15 protein-coding genes are annotated in these 18,148 nt (G+C 70.7%); 9 read left to right on the forward strand and 6 right to left on the reverse strand.

Going from position 1 to position 18,148, the window contains the following annotated elements:
* Genes JTN19_RS13305 through JTN19_RS13315 form a run of 3 tightly spaced genes read right to left on the reverse strand, consistent with a single transcriptional unit; the run spans position 1 to position 2,898 of the window.
* Complete coding sequence (locus JTN19_RS13305; RefSeq protein ID WP_206933587.1) at positions 1-636, reverse strand: DNA-3-methyladenine glycosylase family protein; 636 nt, start codon at positions 634-636, stop codon at positions 1-3.
* 4 nt (positions 637-640) lie between these two features.
* On the reverse strand, positions 641-2,032 hold the full coding sequence (locus JTN19_RS13310) for an L-lactate permease (protein WP_206933589.1): 1,392 nt from the start codon (positions 2,030-2,032) through the stop codon (positions 641-643).
* A complete protein-coding gene (locus JTN19_RS13315; protein WP_242531136.1) occupies positions 2,029-2,898 on the reverse strand; it encodes a DMT family transporter in 870 nt (289 codons plus the stop codon). Before JTN19_RS13315 ends, JTN19_RS13310 begins: the two co-directional genes overlap by 4 nt.
* 87 nt (positions 2,899-2,985) lie before the next feature.
* Here JTN19_RS13315 and JTN19_RS13320 point away from each other — a divergent pair, with 87 nt between their 5' ends.
* The 3 genes from JTN19_RS13320 to JTN19_RS13330 are packed head-to-tail and all read left to right on the forward strand — an operon-like array spanning position 2,986 to position 7,246.
* Positions 2,986-4,863 carry an AMP-binding protein gene (locus JTN19_RS13320; RefSeq protein ID WP_206933591.1) on the forward strand — a complete coding sequence of 626 codons (1,878 nt, stop codon included), beginning with the start codon at positions 2,986-2,988 and terminating at the stop codon, positions 4,861-4,863.
* Positions 4,860-5,630, forward strand: a complete 771-nt coding sequence (locus JTN19_RS13325) for an enoyl-CoA hydratase (RefSeq protein WP_206933593.1) — start codon at positions 4,860-4,862, stop codon at positions 5,628-5,630. The genes JTN19_RS13320 and JTN19_RS13325 overlap by 4 nt, the downstream gene beginning before the upstream one ends.
* A gap of 2 nt (positions 5,631-5,632) precedes the next feature.
* Positions 5,633-7,246, forward strand: a complete 1,614-nt coding sequence (locus JTN19_RS13330; protein WP_242531137.1) for an acyl-CoA synthetase — start codon at positions 5,633-5,635, stop codon at positions 7,244-7,246.
* Positions 7,247-7,348: 102 nt separating this feature from the next.
* On the opposite strand, the gene JTN19_RS13335 is transcribed toward JTN19_RS13330, so the two are convergent.
* The 3 genes from JTN19_RS13335 to JTN19_RS13345 form a co-directional block, all read right to left on the reverse strand.
* Positions 7,349-8,056, reverse strand: a complete 708-nt coding sequence (locus JTN19_RS13335) for a metallophosphoesterase family protein (protein ID WP_206933596.1) — start codon at positions 8,054-8,056, stop codon at positions 7,349-7,351.
* Between the two features lie 25 nt (positions 8,057-8,081).
* Positions 8,082-9,213, reverse strand: a protein-coding gene (gene prfB, locus JTN19_RS13340) for a peptide chain release factor 2 (protein ID WP_191085403.1) whose coding sequence is annotated in 2 segments (ribosomal slippage) — positions 8,082-9,143 and positions 9,145-9,213 — 1,131 coding nt in all. Because the reading frame shifts where the segments join, the coding sequence is not laid out codon by codon here.
* A gap of 6 nt (positions 9,214-9,219) precedes the next feature.
* Positions 9,220-11,814 (reverse strand): penicillin-binding protein 1A, encoded by a 2,595-nt coding sequence (locus JTN19_RS13345; RefSeq protein WP_206933598.1) that lies wholly within the window; start codon positions 11,812-11,814, stop codon positions 9,220-9,222.
* A gap of 136 nt (positions 11,815-11,950) precedes the next feature.
* On the opposite strand from JTN19_RS13345, the gene JTN19_RS13350 reads away from it, so the two are divergent.
* The 6 genes from JTN19_RS13350 to JTN19_RS13375 all read left to right on the forward strand — a co-directional run bounded on the left by JTN19_RS13350 (position 11,951) and on the right by JTN19_RS13375 (position 18,148).
* On the forward strand, positions 11,951-13,537 hold the full coding sequence (locus JTN19_RS13350; RefSeq protein WP_206933600.1) for an ABC transporter substrate-binding protein: 1,587 nt from the start codon (positions 11,951-11,953) through the stop codon (positions 13,535-13,537).
* Positions 13,537-14,511 carry an ABC transporter permease gene (locus JTN19_RS13355; RefSeq protein ID WP_206933601.1) on the forward strand — a complete coding sequence of 325 codons (975 nt, stop codon included), beginning with the start codon at positions 13,537-13,539 and terminating at the stop codon, positions 14,509-14,511. The genes JTN19_RS13350 and JTN19_RS13355 overlap by 1 nt, the downstream gene beginning before the upstream one ends.
* On the forward strand, positions 14,508-15,419 hold the full coding sequence (locus JTN19_RS13360) for an ABC transporter permease (RefSeq protein ID WP_206933602.1): 912 nt from the start codon (positions 14,508-14,510) through the stop codon (positions 15,417-15,419). Before JTN19_RS13355 ends, JTN19_RS13360 begins: the two co-directional genes overlap by 4 nt.
* Before the next feature lie 169 nt (positions 15,420-15,588).
* Positions 15,589-16,566, forward strand: coding sequence for an ABC transporter ATP-binding protein (locus JTN19_RS13365; protein ID WP_206933603.1), 978 nt, complete (start codon positions 15,589-15,591; stop codon positions 16,564-16,566).
* Positions 16,563-17,567, forward strand: coding sequence for an ABC transporter ATP-binding protein (locus JTN19_RS13370; protein ID WP_206933604.1), 1,005 nt, complete (start codon positions 16,563-16,565; stop codon positions 17,565-17,567). Before JTN19_RS13365 ends, JTN19_RS13370 begins: the two co-directional genes overlap by 4 nt.
* The gene (locus JTN19_RS13375; protein ID WP_340643327.1) at positions 17,564-18,148 is read left to right on the forward strand and encodes a hypothetical protein; all 585 of its coding nucleotides are present in this window, start codon (positions 17,564-17,566) and stop codon (positions 18,146-18,148) included. Before JTN19_RS13370 ends, JTN19_RS13375 begins: the two co-directional genes overlap by 4 nt.

Genomic DNA, 18,148 nt, shown 5'->3' on the forward strand with positions numbered 1-18,148 from the left:
CTAGACGGCCAGCGGCTTCACCTTTTTCCCTTCATCGGCCGCGCGCCAGAGGTACCAGGCGGCCACGCTGCGCCAGGGGCGGAAGGGCGCGCCCAGCTCCATCAGCGCGCGCGGCTTGAGCTGCGCCTCGGCTCCCGTGACCAGCCGCCAGCCCTCGCGCACGCCGAAATCATCCACCGGCCAGACATCGGGCCGGCCGAGGGTGAAGATCAACAGCATCTCCACCGTCCAGCGCCCCACGCCGCGCAAAGGCAGCAGGCGTTCCACCAGCGCCTCGTCGGGCAGGGAGAGCGCCTCGTCCAGCCCCGGCACCTGGCCCGAGACGCTCTTCGCCGCGATGTCCTGGATGGCCGCGCATTTGCTGCCGGAGAAGCCGCAGCCGCGCAGCGCCTCGGGCGGCAGGGCCAGGACGACTTCGGGCGGCGGGAACCCATCGCCGGGATGCAGGGCGATGAGGCGGTTCAGCATGGCCTCGGCCGCGCGGCCATGCACCTGCTGGTGCGCGATGGCCCGCACCAGCGCCTCGTAGGGCGGGCGGGTCAGCGGCGTCAGCGTGCAGGGGCCGATGCGCTTCACCAGGGGGCGCAGGGCGGGCACCCGCAGCAGCTTGCGTTCGGCGATGGACCAGTCGTGCATGGGCCTAGCTCAACATCCAGAGGGTTCCGGTGCCAAGGGCCAGCACCATCAGCATGGAGGGCCACACCAGGCGCCACACCTGCGTGGGCCGCGTGCCGCCGCCGGCGATGGCGCAGAGCATGGCGACGACCGCGATGCTCATTCCCGCCCCCGCGCCGCTGGCGAAGTTCTGCACGCCCGGCACCAGCAGGGGCGGCAGGCCGAGCGTGGCCCCTAGCGCCTGCTGCACCGGCATCAGCGCGGCATTGCCGCCCACATTGCTGCCCGTGACGAAGCCCGCCAGCAGGCCGAGCGGCGCCACGAGGAACATGGCGGTCCCGCCCGCCGCCGCCGCCATGGCCTCGGCCAGCCCCGCGGCCACGCCCCCGCCCGCCAGCCAGCGGCCCAGCAGCACATAGAGCAGCAGCACCGCGATGGGCCGGCCCGAGCGGCGCAGCGCCCCCGCGAAGGCCGAAACCGGCCGCGGCCGCAGCGCCAGCAGCGGCAGCGCCACCGCCCAGAGCACCAGCCCCACATGGGTCAGCGGAAAGGCCGGCAGCTCGGCGAAGGGCTGCCAGGCGGGCGCGCCCGGAATGGCGCGGGACGCCAGGAGTGCGGCCGCCAGCACCAGGTAGGGGCCGGCCGCGCGCAGCGCCGCCACCGGCTCGCGCGGCGGGTCGGCCCGCCACAGCGCCCAGAGCAGCACGATGCCGGTGGCGACGACGCCGATCACCTCGAAGGGCAGCACCCAGTGCAGCCCCAGCATCAGCCCGCCCAGCACCGCCAGCATCAGCGCCTGCATGGCCTTCTCGCGCGCGGGCACCACCACGCCGGCCCGCGCCTGCAAGGCCCAGAGCAGCGGGGCGAGGCAGGGCATCCACAGCGCGGTCGGAATGGCGGAGACGCGCGCCACCTCATGCGGCGGCAGCCCCGTCATGGTCGCACCCAGCAGCGTGCCGGGACCGAGGCCCCCCCAGGGCACCAGCACCAGCGCCTGCACCGACATCGCCACCGCCACGGCCCCACCAATGCCCATGGCCCGCAGCGCGGCCAGCGCGAAGACGCCGCCGATGGCGAAGCCCGTGACGCTTTCCAGGAAACAGCCCAGCGGCAGGGTGGCGGCGAAGATGCGCGCCGGGGTGGGGGTGCGCGGCGCCGTGTCGGCGTCGCGCGCCACCGCCGCCTGGAACAGCAGCCCGCCCGTGATGATGGCGACCACCTGGAGGGCCAGCCACAACGCCCGCAGCGTTTCGGCCGGCAGGAAGGTGGTGAGCGCCACCCCCTCCGGCAGGCTGACGGCGATGGCGGGCAGGGCCAGCGCCAGCGCCACCCCGCAGGCCGGCAGCGGCCCCGCGCGGCCACTGGCCAGCAAGATGAGCAGCGTCACCAGCGGCGCGGCCTGGAGCAGAAGAATCATGCCCGCCGTGCCTCCCGCACCGTGATGAGGATGGCGCCGGAGAGGATCACGGCGGCCCCCAGCAGCGTCCAGCCATCGGGCACCTCCGCGAAGAGGACCCAGCCGAACGCCATGATCACCACCAGGCGCAGATACTGGAAGGGCGCCACCGCGCTGGCCTCGCCCGCGCGCAGCGCCTCGGTCACGAACCAGATGATGCCGGGCGTGAACAGGGCGAAGACCAGCAGGATCACGCCATCGCCGAGCCCGATCGGCGCCCAGCCCCAGAGGAAGAAGGGCAGGGTGCAGAGGCTGGTCACGATGCCCACCCAGGCCACCACCGTCTGCGTGGATTCCGTGCGCGACAGCGCGCGCGAGGACAGCGTGATGCCGCACCAGGCCAAGGCCGCCCCCAGCGCCGTCAGCGCGCCCAGCAGCGGGATGTCGGTGCCCGGCCGCAGCATGACGGCGACGCCCAGCAGCCCCAGCAGCGTGCCGGCCCAGCGCGCCGCGTCCACGCGCTCCCGCAATACGGGCCCGGCGAGCAGCGTCGTGAACATCACATTGGTGAAGGAGAGCACCGAGGCGGTGGCGAGGTCGAGGAAGGCGAAGCTCAGGAAATACAGCCCCCAGGTCAGCGCCGAAGCGAGCCCCCGGAACAGATGCAGCCCGAGCCTGCGCGTGCGGAACACGGCCAGCCCCGCCCCCAGGATCAGCGGCAGCACCCAGAGCAATTGCCCCATGGACCGCGCGAAAACCTGGGTGGTGGTGGGGATGCCGCGGTCATTCATCCAGCGGATGAACAGCACCTCCACCGCGAAGAGCACGGCCCCCAGCGACATGAGGATGGCGCCGCGCAGATTGCCGGGCAGGGAGGCGAAGCGCATCGGGCCATGGTGCTGTCGCGGCGCTTGCGAAGCAACGGCCGGAACGCCACCCTGTCCCGCGCCCGGCACAGGGCGGGAGGGAAGAAGATGTCCGGCTATGACGCGGCCTATGCCGCATGGCGGGCAGACCCGGAGGCGTGGTGGCTGGAGGCGGCGCGCGGCCTCGAATGGTCGGTGCCGCCGGCGCGCGCCTTCGACGCGGGGCAGGGGCTCTATGGCCGCTGGTTCCCGAAGGGGCGGCTGAACACCTGCCACAATGCGGTGGACCGCCATGTGGCGGCGGGGCGTGGGGCGCAGACGGCGCTGCTCTACGACAGCCCGATGACGGGGCGGGTGGAGCACATCAGCTACGCCACCCTGCAATCCCGCGTGGCGCGGCTGGCGGGCGCCTTGGCCGCGCGCGGCGTGCGGCACGGTGACCGCGTGCTGATCTACATGCCCATGGTGCCGGAGGCCGCCATCGCCATGCTGGCCTGCGCGCGGCTGGGCGCGATCCATTCCGTGGTGTTCGGCGGCTTCGCGGCGGCGGAACTCGCGACCCGCATCACCGACGCCACGCCGCGTGCCGTGATCTCGGCCAGTTGTGGGCTCGAACCGGGGCGCGTCGTGCCCTACAAGCCGCTGCTGGACGCCGCCATCGGCATGGCCGCGCACAAGCCCGATTTCTGCCTGGTGCTGCAACGCGAGCAGCTTCGCGCCGACCTCACCCCCGGCCGCGATTTCGACTACGCGGCGGAGGAGGAAGCGGGCCAACCCCACCCCTGCGTGGAGGTCGCGGCGACGGACCCGCTCTATATCCTCTACACCAGCGGCACGACGGGGAAGCCGAAGGGCATCGTGCGCGACCATGGCGGGCACGCGGTGGCGCTGCACCGCTCCATGTCCATGATCTATGGCATGGCGCCGGGCGATGTGTTCTGGGCGGCGTCCGATGTGGGCTGGGTCGTGGGGCATTCCTACATCGTCTATGCGCCGCTTCTGGCGGGCTGCACTTCGGTGCTGTTCGAAGGAAAGCCCGTGGGCACGCCGGACCCCGGCACCTTCTGGCGCGTCTGCGCGCAGCATGGGGTGAAGCTGCTCTTCACCGCGCCCACCGCCATCCGCGCCATCAAGAAGGAGGACCCGGAGGGCGCGCACCTGGCCCGCCACGACCTGTCGCGGCTGGAGGCGCTGTATCTCGCCGGCGAACGCTGCGACCCGCCCACGGCGGAATGGGCGGCGGCCAAGCTGGGCAAGCCCGTGGTGGACCATTGGTGGCAGACCGAAACGGGCTGGCCCATCACCGCCGGCTTCCGCGAGTTTGGGTTGTTCGATCCACGCCCCGGTTCGGGCGGCAAGCCCACGCCGGGCTTCGAGGTGCGCGCGCTGGACGCGTCCGGCGCCGAGGTGAAGCCGGGGGCAGAGGGCGCGCTGGTGATCAAGCTGCCCCTGCCGCCCGGCTGCGCCCCCACCCTCTGGAACGCCGAGGCGCGCTACCGCGAGGCCTATCTCTCCACCTTCCCCGGCTTCTACGACACCTCCGACGCCGGGATGGTGGATGCGGAAGGCTTCGTCTGGGTCATGGGCCGCACGGATGACATCATCAACGTGGCCGGCCACCGCCTCTCCACCGGCGCGATGGAGGAGGTGCTGGCGTCCCACCCCGATGTCGCCGAATGCGCCGTGGTCGGCGCCGCCGACGGGCTGAAGGGCCAGGTGCCCGTGGGCCTCGTCGTGCTGAAATCCGGCGCCGCGCGCGAGGAGGCCGAGGTGGCGCGCGAACTCGTCTCCCTGGTGCGCGAGCGCATCGGCCCCGTCGCCGCCTTCCGCGACGCCCGGGTGGTGCCGCGCCTGCCCAAGACGCGCTCGGGCAAGATCTTGCGCGCCACCATCCGCAAGATCGCCGACGGGCAGCCCTTCACCGTGCCGCCCACGATAGACGACCCCGTGATCCTGCAGGAAATCCAGGAGGTGCTGGCGCGATGATCACCACCGAACGACGCAATGACGGCGTGGCGCTGCTGGTGCTCGACCGGCCGGCGGCGCGCAACGCCCTCTCGCTCGCCATGCTCGAGGCCCTGGAGGCCGCGCTGCGCGAGGCCGAGGGCGCACGCTGCGTGGTGCTGGCCGCGAATGGCCCCGCCTTCTGCGCGGGGCATGATCTGCGCGAACTGACCGCCGCGCGGGGGTCCGCCGATGGCGGGCATGAATTCTTCGCGCGCACCATGGCGCTCTGTTCCCAGGTGATGCGCCAGGTGGTGCGGCACCCCGTTCCCGTCATCGCGGCCGTGGAGGGCATCGCCACCGCCGCCGGCTGCCAACTGGTCGCGAGCTGCGACATGGCCGTGGCCACGCCGACCGCGCGTTTCTGCACGCCGGGGGTGGATATCGGCCTGTTCTGCTCCACGCCCGCGGTCGCGCTGTCGCGCGCCGTGCCGCGCAAGGCGGCGATGGAAATGCTGTTGACCGGACGCATGGTGGGGGCGGAGGAAGCGCGCGCCCTGGGCCTGGTGAACCAGGTGGCGGAGGATGCACGGGGTGCCGCGCTGGAGCTGGCTTCGCAGGTGGCCGCGCGCTCCGCGCTCACCATCCGCATGGGCAAGCGCGGCTTCCTCGCGCAGGAAGGCCGCGCGCTGGAGGAGGCCTACGCCACCGCCTCCCAGGTGATGGTCGAGAACATGCTGGCCGAGGACGCCGCCGAGGGCATCGGCGCCTTCCTCGAAAAGCGCAAACCCACATGGCAGGATCGCTGAGCATGGCCGCCGCCGACTACGACGCCCTTCCGCGCCAGGACGCCAACCACCAGCCGCTGACGCCGCTGCTCTTCCTGGAACGCACGGCCACCACCTTCCCGGACCATGTGGCCGTGGCCTATGGCGGCACGCGCCGCACCTATCGCGAACTGCGCGACCGCTGCGTGCGCCTCGCCCACGCGCTGACGAAGCTGGGGCTGGGCCGCGGCGACACAGTGGCGGTGCTGCTGCCCAACATTCCGGAAATGGTCGAGGCGCATTTCGGCGTCTCCATGGCGGGCTGCGTGCTGAACACCATCAACACGCGCCTCGACGCCGCGACCATCGCCTACATCCTGGACCATGGCGAAGCCCGCGCGCTGATCCTGGACCGCGAATGGGTGCCGGTGGTGCGGGCGGCGCTGGCGCAATGTACGGTGAAGCCCACGATCATCGAAGTGGATGACCGCGAGGCGCCGTCCCACGAAACCCTCGGCGCGCAGGACTACGAGGCCTTTCTCCGCCAGGGCGACCCCGGCTTCGCCTGGCCCTTGCCGCAGGGTGAGTGGGACGCCATCGCGCTGAACTACACCAGCGGCACGACGGGCAAGCCCAAGGGCGTGGTCTATCACCACCGCGGGGCGCATCTCCTGGCCGTGGGCAATGTGCTGGCGGCGGGGATGGCGCGGCACCCGGTCTATCTCTGGACGCTGCCCATGTTCCACTGCAACGGGTGGTGCTTCCCCTGGACCATCACCGCCATGGCCGGCACCCATGTCTGCCTGCGCGCCGTGCGCGGGCCCATGATGTGGTCGCTGATCGCGGGCGAGGGCGTCACGCATATGTGCGGCGCGCCCATTGTGATGAGCACCCTGCTGCAGACGCCCGAGAAGGAACGCAGGCACCTGCCCGGGCCCGTGACCTTCGTGGTCGCCGGCGCGCCCCCGCCCGAGGCGGTGCTGGCCGCCATGAAGCAGGCCGGCTTCGGCGTGCTGCACGTCTATGGCCTGACCGAGGTCTATGGCCCCGCCGTCACGAATGAATGGCACGCCGAATGGGATGCGCTGCCCCCGCCCGAGCAGGCGAAGCTCATGGCCCGCCAGGGCGTGCGCTATGTGCCGCTGGAGGGGCTCGACGTCATGGACCCCGCCACCATGACCCCCGTGCCCGCCGATGGCGCGACGATGGGCGAGGTGATGTTCCGCGGCAACGTGGTCATGAAGGGCTACCTCAAGGAGCCCGACGCCACCGCCAAGGCCTTCGCCGGCGGCTGGTTCCACTCGGGCGACCTCGCGGTGAAATACCCGGACGGCTACATCCAGCTGCGCGACCGGTCGAAGGACATCATCATCTCGGGCGGCGAGAACATCAGCAGCATCGAGGTGGAGGACGCGCTCTACAAGCACCCGGCCGTGGCGGTCGCGGCCGTGGTGGCGCAGCCCGATGAGAAATGGGGCGAGGTGCCCTGCGCCTTCGTCGAACTCAAGCCGGGGATGGAGACGACCGAGGCGGAGCTCATGGCCCATTGCCGCACCGTCCTGCCCGGCTTCAAGGTGCCCAAGCGCGTGGTCTTCCAGGAACTGCCCAAGACCAGCACGGGCAAGATCCAGAAGCACGTGCTGCGGCAGGGCGTCTAGCGTCCGATCCGGCGAGGCGCAGCCGAGGCGGTGAATCGGCCGCTGGACCCGCGTCCGATCCGGCGAGGCGCAGCCGAGGCGGTGAATCGGCCGCGCAAAGACTCAGGCGGTGAGCAGCCCCACCCGGTCCTCCTCGAACACCCCGCAGGTCAGCGGGCCGCCATAGACGGCGCCGGTGTCGAGGTTGATGCGGTTCTCGCGCAGGTCGGCCGTCCGTTCGCGCACCGGCGTGTGGCCATGCACCACGATGACGCCGTGGTCGGCCTCGCTGTCGAGGAAGGCGCCGCGGATGCGGATCAGGTCGTCGGGTGCCTGGTCTTCCAGCGCCACGCCGGGGCGGATGCCGGCATGGACGAAGAAATAGGGGCCAATGCGGTGCCGCAAGGCGAGGCCGCGCAGGAAGGCGATGTGCGCGGCGGGAATGCCCGTGGCCCAGCTCTCACGCGGGGCGTGGGGCGGCATGCCCCAGGAGGTCAGCGCCTCCCGCCCGCCATAGTAGATCCAGTCCGTCGCGGCGGGCGCGTCGCCGTCCAGGGCCGCCAGCAGCGTCGCCTCATGGTTGCCCATCAGGTTCACCACCGGGCAGGCGTCGAAGCCCATCGCCGCCTCGATCACGCCCGCGCTGTCCGGCCCGCGGTCAATGTAGTCGCCCAGGTGAATGACGGTGGCGCCGCGCGTCGGGTGGGCCTTCAGGTCCGCGCGGATCGCCTCGTGCAGGGCGCGCAGCTTGTCCACGCAGCCATGCACGTCACCGATCGCATAGACGCGCAGCCCGTCCGCCAGCTGGGCCGGCGCGCGCAGCCATTTCATGGAACCGCCGCTCAAAGGGCGGCCCTCATTGCGAGTTGGCGCTCGCCTCGCTGCGCGTCGCACCCACGCGCTGCGCGAGCGCGGCGGCCATGAACTCGTCCAGCTCGCCATCCAGCACGGCGTCGGGGTTGCCCTTCTCCACGCCGGTGCGCAGGTCCTTCACCATCTGGTAGGGCTGCAGCACATAGCTGCGGATCTGGTGGCCCCAGCCGATGTCCGTCTTGCTCGCCTCGGCCGCGTCGCTGATGGCCTCGCGCTTCTTCAGCTCCAGCTCGTAGAGCCGCGCCTTCAGCATGTTCATCGCGATCACGCGGTTCTTGTGCTGGCTGCGGTCCTGCGTCGAGGCCGCCACGATCCCGGTCGGGATATGGGTGAAGCGCACGCCGCTATCCGTCTTGTTCACATGCTGCCCGCCGGCGCCGGAGGCGCGGAAGGTGTCGGTCTTGATGTCGGCCGGGTTGATCTCGATCTCGATCTTGTCGTCCACCACCGGATAGACATAGACGCTGGCGAAGCTGGTCTGCCGCCGCGCCGCCGCGTCGAAGGGCGAGATGCGCACCAGGCGGTGCACCCCCGTCTCGGTCTTCATCCAGCCATAGGCGTTGGGGCCGGTCACCTGCAGCGTGACGGATTTGATGCCGGCCTGCTCGCCCTCGGACTGTTCGGTGATGGTCACCTTGTAGCCGCGCGCCTCGGCCCAGCGCATGTACATGCGCATCAGCATCTCGGCCCAGTCCTGGGCCTCGGTGCCGCCGGCGCCGGCATTCACCTCGACATAGCAGTCGTTCTGGTCGGCCTCGCCCGAGAGCAGGCTCTCGATCTCGCGGCGCTTCGCCTCGGCGGCGAAGCCCTTGAGGTCCTCGACCAGCGCATCGGCGGTGGCGGTGTCATTCTCCGCCTCGGCCATCTCGATCAGCTCCATCGCGTCGCTGACGGATTGTTCGAGGCGCTGGACGCCTTCCACCTGCTCGGCCAGGCGCCCGCGCTCGCGCATCACAGCCTGCGCGGCGTCGGGCTTGTTCCAGAGGTCGGGGTCCTCGGCCCGGGCGTTCAGCTCGGCGAGGCGGGCGGTTGCGGCATCCCAGTCAAAGATGCCTCCTCAGCAGGGACACGGAGGCCGTGATCTGCTCGTGCAATTGTGTGGCATCAGCGCGCATGGCGGTTCAATACAGCCCGCCCAGCCCGCTGTCCACGCGCTCCGCCGCACCCGCGCCGATGCCCGAGACCTCGGTGGGGTCGCGCGCGGCATTCTCGGTGCCGGGGCGGAAGGCCTCCAGGATGGTCTGGCCCGTGTCGTGCTGCAGCCGCACCAGCGCCACACCCGGCGGCGCGCGGAAGGGCACGGGCGGGCTGTCGCCCAGGGCCGCGGCCAGCACATCGCGGAAGATGGGGGCCGCGAGGCGCCCGCCGCCCACGTCATTGCCCGGCTCACCCGCGCGCCGCAGCGTGCGCGGCTCGTCATGGCCCACCCAGACCGCGATCACGATGTCGGGCGTGTAGCCCACGAACCAGGCGTCCTGGAAATCATTGGTGGTCCCGGTCTTGCCGGCGATGGGCCGGTTCAGCCCCGTCGCCGCCCGGCCGCCCGTGCCGCGTTGCACGGCACCCTGCAGGATGGAGGTGATCTGGTAGGCCGCGATGGGGTCCACGATGGCGCGGCGGTTGTCGGAAAGCTGCGGCGGGCCGGATTCGGGCCCCGCCTCGCAGCCCACGCATTCGCGCGCCTGGGTGCGCCACAGCACGCGGCCGCGCGCATCCTGCACGCTGTCGATGAAGCTCGGCTCCACGCGGCGGCCACCATTGACGAAGCTGGCATAGGCGGCGGCCTGGCGCAGCACGGTCGTCTCGCCCGCGCCCAGGCTCATGGCCAGGAAGTGCGGCATGTTCTCGATCACGCCGAAGCGGCTGGCCACCTCCGCCACGCGGTCAATGCCCACCTCCTGCGCCACCCGCACGGTGGCGAGGTTGCGGCTGAGCTCCAGCGCGCGGCGCATGGACATGTAGCCCATGACGCGGCCATCGGCGTTGCCGGGCCGCCAGACGCCGGCACCCGTCGGCACCTCGATCTCGGCGTCGAGATAGCGCTGGTTGGGCGGGATGCCCGCCTCCAGCGCCGGCAGGAAGACGAAGGGCTTGAAGGAGGAGCCGGGCTGGCGCATCGCCTGGGTGGCGCGGTTGAACCAGGAGCGTTCGAAGGACCATCCACCCGCCATGGCCAGCACGCGGCCGGTGTTGGGGTCGAGCGCCACGACGGCGCCCTCCACCTCCGGCGCCTGGCGCAGGCCAAGGCGCTCGGGGCGGGCGGGGGTGCGGCCCTGGGCGGGGCGCGCCTCCTCCAGCTCCACCATCACCACGTCGCCGGGGTTCAGCACGTCGGACATGCGGCGCGGCGCGGGGCCGAGGCGCGGCGGCTGCCCGCCCGTGGCCGCGATGACCGGCCGCGCCCAGGAGAGTTCATCGAGGAACAGCCGGCCCGTGCGGGGTTCGGCCGGGGCGCGCGGCTGGGCGCGCTCGAACCAGCCCAGCCGCGCCTCGCGCTCGGCCACCTCCAGCACCACGGCGTGGCGCCAGGAACGCTCCATGCCGGGCGGGCGGGGGGTCGCTTCCAGCGCCGGCAGCCATTCGGTCGGGCCATGGGCGATGTTGGTCACCGGCCCGCGCCAGCCGCCGCGACGGCGGTCATAATCCAGCAGGTGCGTCCGCAGCGCGGTTTCCGTCGCGGCCTGCAATTCGGGGTCGAGGCTGGTCCGCACCACGAGGCCGCCGCCCTGGGTGCGGTCGGCGCCGAAGCGGCTCAGCAGCTCGCGCCGCACCTCCTCGGTGAAGTGCTGGCCCACGGGCACCACCTCCGGCCGCCGCGTGGGGCGGACCTGGATGGGCTCGGCGCGGGCGGCGTCGTGCTGTTCCTGCGTGATGGCGCCATCGGCCAGCATGCGGCCCAGCACCCAGTCGCGGCGGATGCGCGCCTGCTCGGGGAAGCGCAGCGGGTTGTAGTTGTTGGGCGCCTTGGGCAGGGCGGCCAGGAAGGCCATCTCGCTCAGCGTCAGCTCGTCCAGCGCCTTGTCGAAATAGGCCTGGGCGGCGGCGGCCACGCCATAGGCCTGGGCCCCCAGGAAGATCTCGTTGAGGTAGATTTCCAGGATGCGCGCCTTGGGCAGCGCGTTCTCCAGCCGGATGGCCAGCAGCGCCTCGCGCACCTTGCGCAGGATGGTGCGGTCCGCCCCCACCAGCATGTTCTTCGCGACCTGCTGCGTGATGGTGGAGGCGCCCAGCATGCGCCGCCCGCCCAGGTAGTTCTCCACATTCGTGACGACGGCGCGCGCCACCGCCGTGGGGTCCACGCCGAAATGCGTCTCGAAATTCTGGTCCTCGGCCGAGATGAAGGCCTGCTGGAGCTGGCGGGGAATCGCCTCGATGGGCACGAAGACCCGCCGCTCGGCCGCCAGCTCCGCCATCAGCCGGCTGTCGGAGGCGTAGATGCGGCTCATCTGCGGGGGGGAGTAGTCAGCCAGCCAGCGGTAGTCCGGCAGGTCCGCCTCGATCTGGCGATACACCCCATACGCCGCGACCCCGCCCGCCAGCGTCCCGGCGACGGCCACGACGAAGAGCGTCCGCAGCACGCCGCCGAACAGCTGGAAGCGGCGCCGCGGCTTGGCCTTGGGCGTGGCCTTGGCCGCGGCCCTGGGCGCGCGCGCGCGGCCGGCGGCCGGCCTGGACTCCACCGTGAGCCGGGGCGGGGGCGTAACGTTATCGGTCATGACACCCTATATAGCATGGACAGGCCCCGGTTGCAGCGCCGGGCGGCATGAGGCGGAAATATGGCGAAACGAGTCTGGCCAGCCCCGCGCCGATGCTGCTAAGCCCTCGGGCTTGGACCTGAGTGGGGACGAGGAAATGGCAATCAACACGCGCGGCCGCAAGCTGGCCGCCGGCGCCGTTATGGGCGCCGCGATGGCGCTGGCGGCCCATGGGGCGCAGGCGCAGAACCTGAACATGGCGGTGGGGGCCCCGGTCACCTCGCTCGACCCGCATTACCACCAGCTCTCCCCCAACAACGCCGCCGCCGGCATGATCTTCGACCGGTTGATCAACACCGATGGCGACGCGCGGATGCAACCCGGCCTCGCGGAAAGCTGGCGCGCGATCGAGCCCAATGTGTGGGAATTCCGCCTGCGCCGCGGCGTCACCTTCCACAACGGCAACCCCTTCACCGCGGAAGACGTGGCCTTCACCTTCCAGCGCGTGCCCAACGTGCCGAACAGCCCCTCCTCCTTCGCGGCCTTCGTGCGGCCGATCACGAATGTGGAGATCGTGGACAGCCACACGCTGCGCATCACCACGCAGAACCCCTCGCCCCTGCTGCCGCAGGACATGACGAACATCTTCATCCTGGACCGCGAGACGCACGAGAACGCGACCACGGAGCAGTTCAACAGCGGCCAGGCCGCGATCGGCACCGGGCCCTTCCGCGTGGTCAGCCACACCATGGGCGACCGCATCGAATTCGCCCGCAATGACAGCTATTTCGGCACCCGCCCGGCCTGGGCCACGGTGAACTACCGCATGATCACGAATGGCGGCGCGCGTACGGCGGCGCTGCTCTCGGGCGATGTGGACTTCATTGACCAGGTGCCCACGCCCGACCTCGCGCGCGTCCGCGCCGACCGTCGCCTCGCCGTCAGCGAGAAGGTGGGCCTGCGGCTGATCTTCCTCGGCCTCGACCACCTGCGCGAGGACGCCTCGCCCTTCATCACCGACAACAACGGCCAGCCCATCGCGCGCAACCCGCTGCGCGACCTGCGGGTGCGCCAGGCGCTCTCCATTGCCATTGACCGCCCGGCCATCGCGAACCGCGTGATGGAAGGCTCCGCCACGCCGTCGGCGCAGTTCCTGCCGCCGGGCGTCTTCTCGCACATCCCGAACTACGCCCCGCCGGCGCCGGATGCCGCGCGCGCCCGCGCCCTGCTGGCCGAGGCGGGTTTCCCGGAGGGCTTCCGCATCACCCTGCACGGCCCGAACAACCGCTACCCCAATGACGGCCGCATCGTGCAGGCGGTGGGCCAGATGTGGACGCGCATCGGCGTGCGTACCACGGTCGAGGCGCAGCCCTGGACCACCTTCGTGGGCCGCGCCGGGCGCCAGGAATTCTCGGCCTTCCTGATCGGCTGGGGCTCCAACCCCGAGGGTTCGCACCCCGTCCGCAACATCCTGGCCACCGCCAACCGTGACCGCGGCTGGGGCGCCTCCAACCGCGGCCGCTACAGCAACCCCGAGGTGGACCGCCGCCTGGAGGCCGCGCTGGTCGAGATCGACGACGCGCGCCGCGAGGCCATCCTGCAGGAAGCCCAGCGCATCGCGCTTGATGACGTGGGCATCATCCCGCTGCACATCCAGACCAACATCTGGGCCATGCGGAACACGCTGCAGCACGAGGCCCGCGCCGATGAGCTGACGCGCGCCCAGGACGTCCGGCCCCGCTAATGACCGTCTACCTGCTGCGGCGGATTCTCCAGTCGCTCATGGTCCTTCTGGCCATGAGCGTCATCGTCTTCGTGGGCGTCTATGCCATCGGCGACCCGGTCGAGATCCTGATCTCGCCGGACGCCGACCAGATGGAGCGTGAGCGCGCCATCGCCGCCCTCGGGCTCGACCTGCCGCTGTGGCAGCAATACCTGGTCTTCCTGCAGAACGCGCTGCGGGGGGATCTGGGGCGCAGCTTCGTGTTCAACGAGCCTGCCTTGCAGCTCATCCTCAACCGCATGCCGGCGACGCTGGAGCTGGCCTTCGGCGCCATGTTCCTCTCGGTGCTGATCGGCCTGCCGCTGGGTCTCTACGCTGGCCTGAAGCCCGAGAGCATCGGTTCGCGCGTCATCATGGCGGGCAGCATCCTGGGCTTCTCGCTGCCCACCTTCTGGGTGGGGCTGATGCTCATCATGGTCTTCGCCGTGCAACTGGGCTGGCTGCCCAGCTCGGGCCGGGGCGAGACGGTGCAAATCCTCGGCCTGCACTGGTCCTTCCTGACGGCCAATGGCTGGTCGCATCTGGCCATGCCGGCCTTCAACCTCGCCTTGTTCAAGATCAGCCTCGTCATCCGCCTCACGCGCTCGGGCGTGCGGGAGGCGATGCTGATGGATTATGTGAAGTTCGCCCGCGCCAAGGGCCTCTCGCCCGCGCGCGTCACCTTCGTGCATGTGTTCAAGAACATCCTGATCCCGGTCGTCACCGTGGTGGGGCTGGAGCTGGGCTCCACCATCGCCTTCTCGGTGGTGACGGAGACGGTCTTCGCCTGGCCGGGCATGGGCAAGCTCATCATTGACAGCATCAACGTGCTCGATCGGCCGGTGATCGTCGCCTACCTCATGGTCATCGTGCTCATGTTCATCACCATCAACCTGATCGTGGACATCCTCTATTCGGTGCTGGACCCGCGGGTGCGGCTGGAGTCCAAGGCATGAGCGACACCACGGCCCCCGCCCCGGTGGAGGCGAAGGAGGAAACCCCCTTCCGCCGCTTCGTCTCCGAATTCGCGGCCAACAAGGTGGCCGTCGGCGGGCTGCTGGTCTTCGTGACCATCGCCCTGCTGGCCATCTTCGCGCCCTGGATCGCGCCGCAGAACCCCTATGACCTGGCGCAGCTCGACATCATGGACGGGCGTCTGCCGCCCGGCGAGGTCGGCGGCACGGGCATCACCCACTGGCTCGGCACCGATGACCAGGGGCGCGACATGCTCTCGGGCATCATCTACGGGCTGCGCATCTCGCTGATCGTGGGCATCGGCTCGGCCATCATCGCCTGCCTGGTCGGCGCCTCGCTCGGGCTGCTGGCGGCCTATGCAGGCGGGCGGACCGACAGCTTCATCATGCGTCTGGTGGACCTGCAGCTCAGCTTCCCCACCATCCTGGCCGCGCTGATGATCCTGGCCTTCCTGGGCAAGGGCGTGCTGAACGTCGTCATCGCGCTGGTCATCGTGGAGTGGGCCTATTACGCGCGGACGGTGCGCGGCTCGGCCCTCGTCGAGCGCCGGCGGGAGTACATCGAGGCCGCGCAATGCCTGGTGCTGCCCACGCGGCGCATCCTGTTCCGGCATCTGTTCCCGAACTGCCTGCCGCCGCTGATCGTCATCGGCACCATCCAGATCGCGCGCGCCATCGCGCTGGAGGCGACGCTCTCCTTCCTCGGCCTCGGCGTGCCCATCACCGAGCCCTCGCTCGGCCTGCTCATCGCCAATGGGTTCGAATACATGTTGAGCGGCAATTACTGGATCAGCTTCTACCCGGGCATCGCGCTGCTGATCACGATCGTCTCGATCAACCTGATGGGCGATCACCTGCGGGATGTCTTGAATCCAAGGCTCAAGAAATGAGCCTTGGATTCATTCCGCCCTCAAACGCGTCAAGCCGGAGGCGTGCTTCCAGCACGACGCGCCGCCTCCGGCGGCTTGGCTTCGCCGCGCCACGGGCGTGCCAGTTGGCAACCCGGTTGGGCGGCGCCGGCCGCGGTGCGGCCGGATTCTCGATGCAAGTGCAGGGCTCATGAGCACCACTCTCGAAGTGCGGAACCTCCGCACGCATTTCTTCACGCGCGCGGGCGTGGTGAAGGCCGTGGACGGCGTCAGCTTCACCGTGGGCCGTGGCCAGGTGCTGGGGCTGGTCGGTGAGTCCGGCTCGGGCAAGACGGTGACGGGCTTCTCCATCATCGGCCTGGTGGACCCGCCGGGGCGCGTGGTGGAGGGCGAGATCCTCTTCCACGGTCGCAACCTCGCCACCGCCAATGAGGAAGAACTGCGCCACCTGCGCGGCAACCGCATCGCGATGATCTTCCAGGACCCGATGATGACGCTGAACCCGGTGCTTCGGGTGGACACGCAGATGATCGAGACGGTCCTGGCGCATGAGAAGGTCAGCCGCGAGGAGGCCCGCCAGCGCTCGCGCGACGCGCTGGGCATGGTGGGCATCCCCTCGCCGGACGAGCGCCTGAAATCCTATCCGCACCAGTTCTCGGGCGGCATGCGCCAGCGCGTCGCCATCGCCATCGCGCTGCTGCACCGGCCCGAACTCATCATCGCGGACGAACCCACCACGGCGCTGGACGTCACCATCCAGGGCCAGATCCTGGCCGAGGTGCAGAAGCTCGCCGCCACCACCGGCACGAGCCTCATCTGGATCACGCATGATCTCTCGGTGGTCGCCGGCCTCGCGGACGAAATCGCCGTCATGTATGCCGGCCGCATCGTGGAAGGTGGCGAGGTGGGCGCGGTGCTGGACGCGCCCATGCACCCCTACACGGTGGGCCTCATCGGCTCCGTCCCCAGCCGAAACCGGCGGGGTGAGCCATTGCGGCAGATTCCCGGCATGACGCCCTCACTGCTGAAGCTGCCCGCGGGCTGCGCCTTCCGCAGCCGCTGTCCCCGTGCGGACGAGGCCTGCCTGGTGGAGCCTGACCTGTTGGAACTGCGCCCGGGCCGCCGCGCCCGCTGTTTCCACCCGCATCTGGAAGGGGTGGGGGCATGAGCGCCACGACCGAAACCCCGCTGCTGGAGCTGCGCGGCATCTCGCGCCGCTTCGAGAAGAAGCTCGACTTCGCCGGCAAGATCGCCCGCTTCCTCGGCGCGCCCCTGCGCGAGGAGGTGGTGCACGCCGTGGACGACGTGACCCTCGGCATCCGCAAGGGCGAGGTGGTGGGGCTGGTGGGCGAGAGCGGCTGCGGCAAGTCCACGCTGGGCCGCGTCGCCGCCGGCATCATGCCGCCCTCGAATGGCCAGGTGCTCTGGCGCGGCAAGGACGTGACGAAGCTGGACGGCCCCGCCTCGCGTGAGGCCCGGCTGCGCGCGCAGATGATCTTCCAGGACCCCTATGCCTCGCTGAACCCGCGCATGCGGGTGGAGGACATCGTGGGCGAGGCGCCGCTGGTGCACGGCATGACCACCCGCGCCGGCTTCGGCCCCTATGTCGAGGAGCAGATACGCCGCGCGGGGCTCGACCCCGCCTTCAAGCGCCGCTACCCGCACCAGTTCTCGGGCGGGCAGCGCCAGCGCATCGGCATCGCGCGCGCGCTCGCCGTGAAGCCGGAGTTCATCGTCTGCGACGAGGCGGTGGCGGCGCTGGACGTCTCCATCCAGGCGCAGATCCTGAACCTGTTCATGAAGCTGCGGCAGGAGCTGGATCTCACCTACCTCTTCATCAGCCATGACCTCAGCGTGGTGGAGCATCTCAGCGACCGCGTGGTGATCATGTATCTGGGCCGGGTGGTGGAGCAGGCGCCGGCCGAGGAAATCTTCGCCCGCGCCAACCACCCCTACACCGTCTCGCTGCTGGCCTCGGTGCCGCGGATCGAGGCGCGCAAGCGGGCCTTTACCACGGTGAAGGGCGAAATCCCTTCGCCGCTGAACCCGCCCACGGGCTGCCACTTCCACCCCCGCTGCCCGCACGCCATGCCGCGCTGCAGCCAGGAGGTGCCGAAGCTGCGCGAGATCGCCCCCGGCCATCTCTCGGCCTGCCATCTGAACGGGTGATCCCGCCCTATTTCGCCCAATGGGAATCAGCCGCGCTGGTTCCCGAATTCCTCGCGGGGCGGGATGCGGCGACGGACCCGCTCTGGCGCGATTCGGGCGCGGAAAGCCCGGCGGAGTATGCCCGCTGGGCGCACCACCTCTGCGGCATGGCCTGCCTGCGCATGGCCATGGCCGCGCGGGGCGAGGCGCATTCCATCCATGACCTGCGCCGCGCCGTGCAGGCGCTCGGCGGCTATGTCGAGGAACCGGATGGGGAAATCCGCGGCCTGATCTATGCCGGCGCCGTCGCCTGGCTGCACGGGCGCGGCGTGAAGGCGCGCATCGTGCTGGATGAACCCATGCCGGTGCTGGCGCCGGGCCAGCTCTACATCGCCTCCGTCCACGCCACGATCCGCACGCCCGAGGTCACCCCACCCCGGCGCGGCGGCCACCTCGTGCTGGTCTTTGGCGCGGACGGGCAGGGGCGGCTGCGCTTCCACAACCCCTCCGGCCATGACGACGCGACGCGCCGCGACGCCCGGCTTCGCGCCGAGGATTTCCAACGCTACCATGCGGAACGCGGCATCCTGATCGGGCCGTAG

Origin of the sequence: Roseococcus thiosulfatophilus, from assembly GCF_017311575.1 — a bacterium.
GTDB classification, from domain to species: domain Bacteria; phylum Pseudomonadota; class Alphaproteobacteria; order Acetobacterales; family Acetobacteraceae; genus Roseococcus; species Roseococcus thiosulfatophilus.

What these genes read in the sequence shown, in the direction of transcription:
- JTN19_RS13355 (WP_206933601.1), top strand. Translation starts at nt 13,537, where the DNA reads ATGACCGTCTACCTGCTGCGGCGGATTCTCCAGTCGCTCATGGTCCTT.
- JTN19_RS13360 (WP_206933602.1), top strand. Translation starts at nt 14,508, where the DNA reads ATGAGCGACACCACGGCCCCCGCCCCGGTGGAGGCGAAGGAGGAAACC.
- JTN19_RS13330 (WP_242531137.1), top strand. Translation starts at nt 5,633, where the DNA reads ATGGCCGCCGCCGACTACGACGCCCTTCCGCGCCAGGACGCCAACCAC.
- JTN19_RS13320 (WP_206933591.1), top strand. Translation starts at nt 2,986, where the DNA reads ATGTCCGGCTATGACGCGGCCTATGCCGCATGGCGGGCAGACCCGGAG.
- JTN19_RS13305 (WP_206933587.1), bottom strand. Translation starts at nt 636, where the DNA reads ATGCACGACTGGTCCATCGCCGAACGCAAGCTGCTGCGGGTGCCCGCC.
- JTN19_RS13350 (WP_206933600.1), top strand. Translation starts at nt 11,951, where the DNA reads ATGGCAATCAACACGCGCGGCCGCAAGCTGGCCGCCGGCGCCGTTATG.
- JTN19_RS13325 (WP_206933593.1), top strand. Translation starts at nt 4,860, where the DNA reads ATGATCACCACCGAACGACGCAATGACGGCGTGGCGCTGCTGGTGCTC.
- JTN19_RS13335 (WP_206933596.1), bottom strand. Translation starts at nt 8,056, where the DNA reads ATGAAATGGCTGCGCGCGCCGGCCCAGCTGGCGGACGGGCTGCGCGTC.
- JTN19_RS13310 (WP_206933589.1), bottom strand. Translation starts at nt 2,032, where the DNA reads ATGATTCTTCTGCTCCAGGCCGCGCCGCTGGTGACGCTGCTCATCTTG.
- JTN19_RS13365 (WP_206933603.1), top strand. Translation starts at nt 15,589, where the DNA reads ATGAGCACCACTCTCGAAGTGCGGAACCTCCGCACGCATTTCTTCACG.
- JTN19_RS13345 (WP_206933598.1), bottom strand. Translation starts at nt 11,814, where the DNA reads ATGACCGATAACGTTACGCCCCCGCCCCGGCTCACGGTGGAGTCCAGG.
- JTN19_RS13370 (WP_206933604.1), top strand. Translation starts at nt 16,563, where the DNA reads ATGAGCGCCACGACCGAAACCCCGCTGCTGGAGCTGCGCGGCATCTCG.
- JTN19_RS13315 (WP_242531136.1), bottom strand. Translation starts at nt 2,898, where the DNA reads ATGCGCTTCGCCTCCCTGCCCGGCAATCTGCGCGGCGCCATCCTCATG.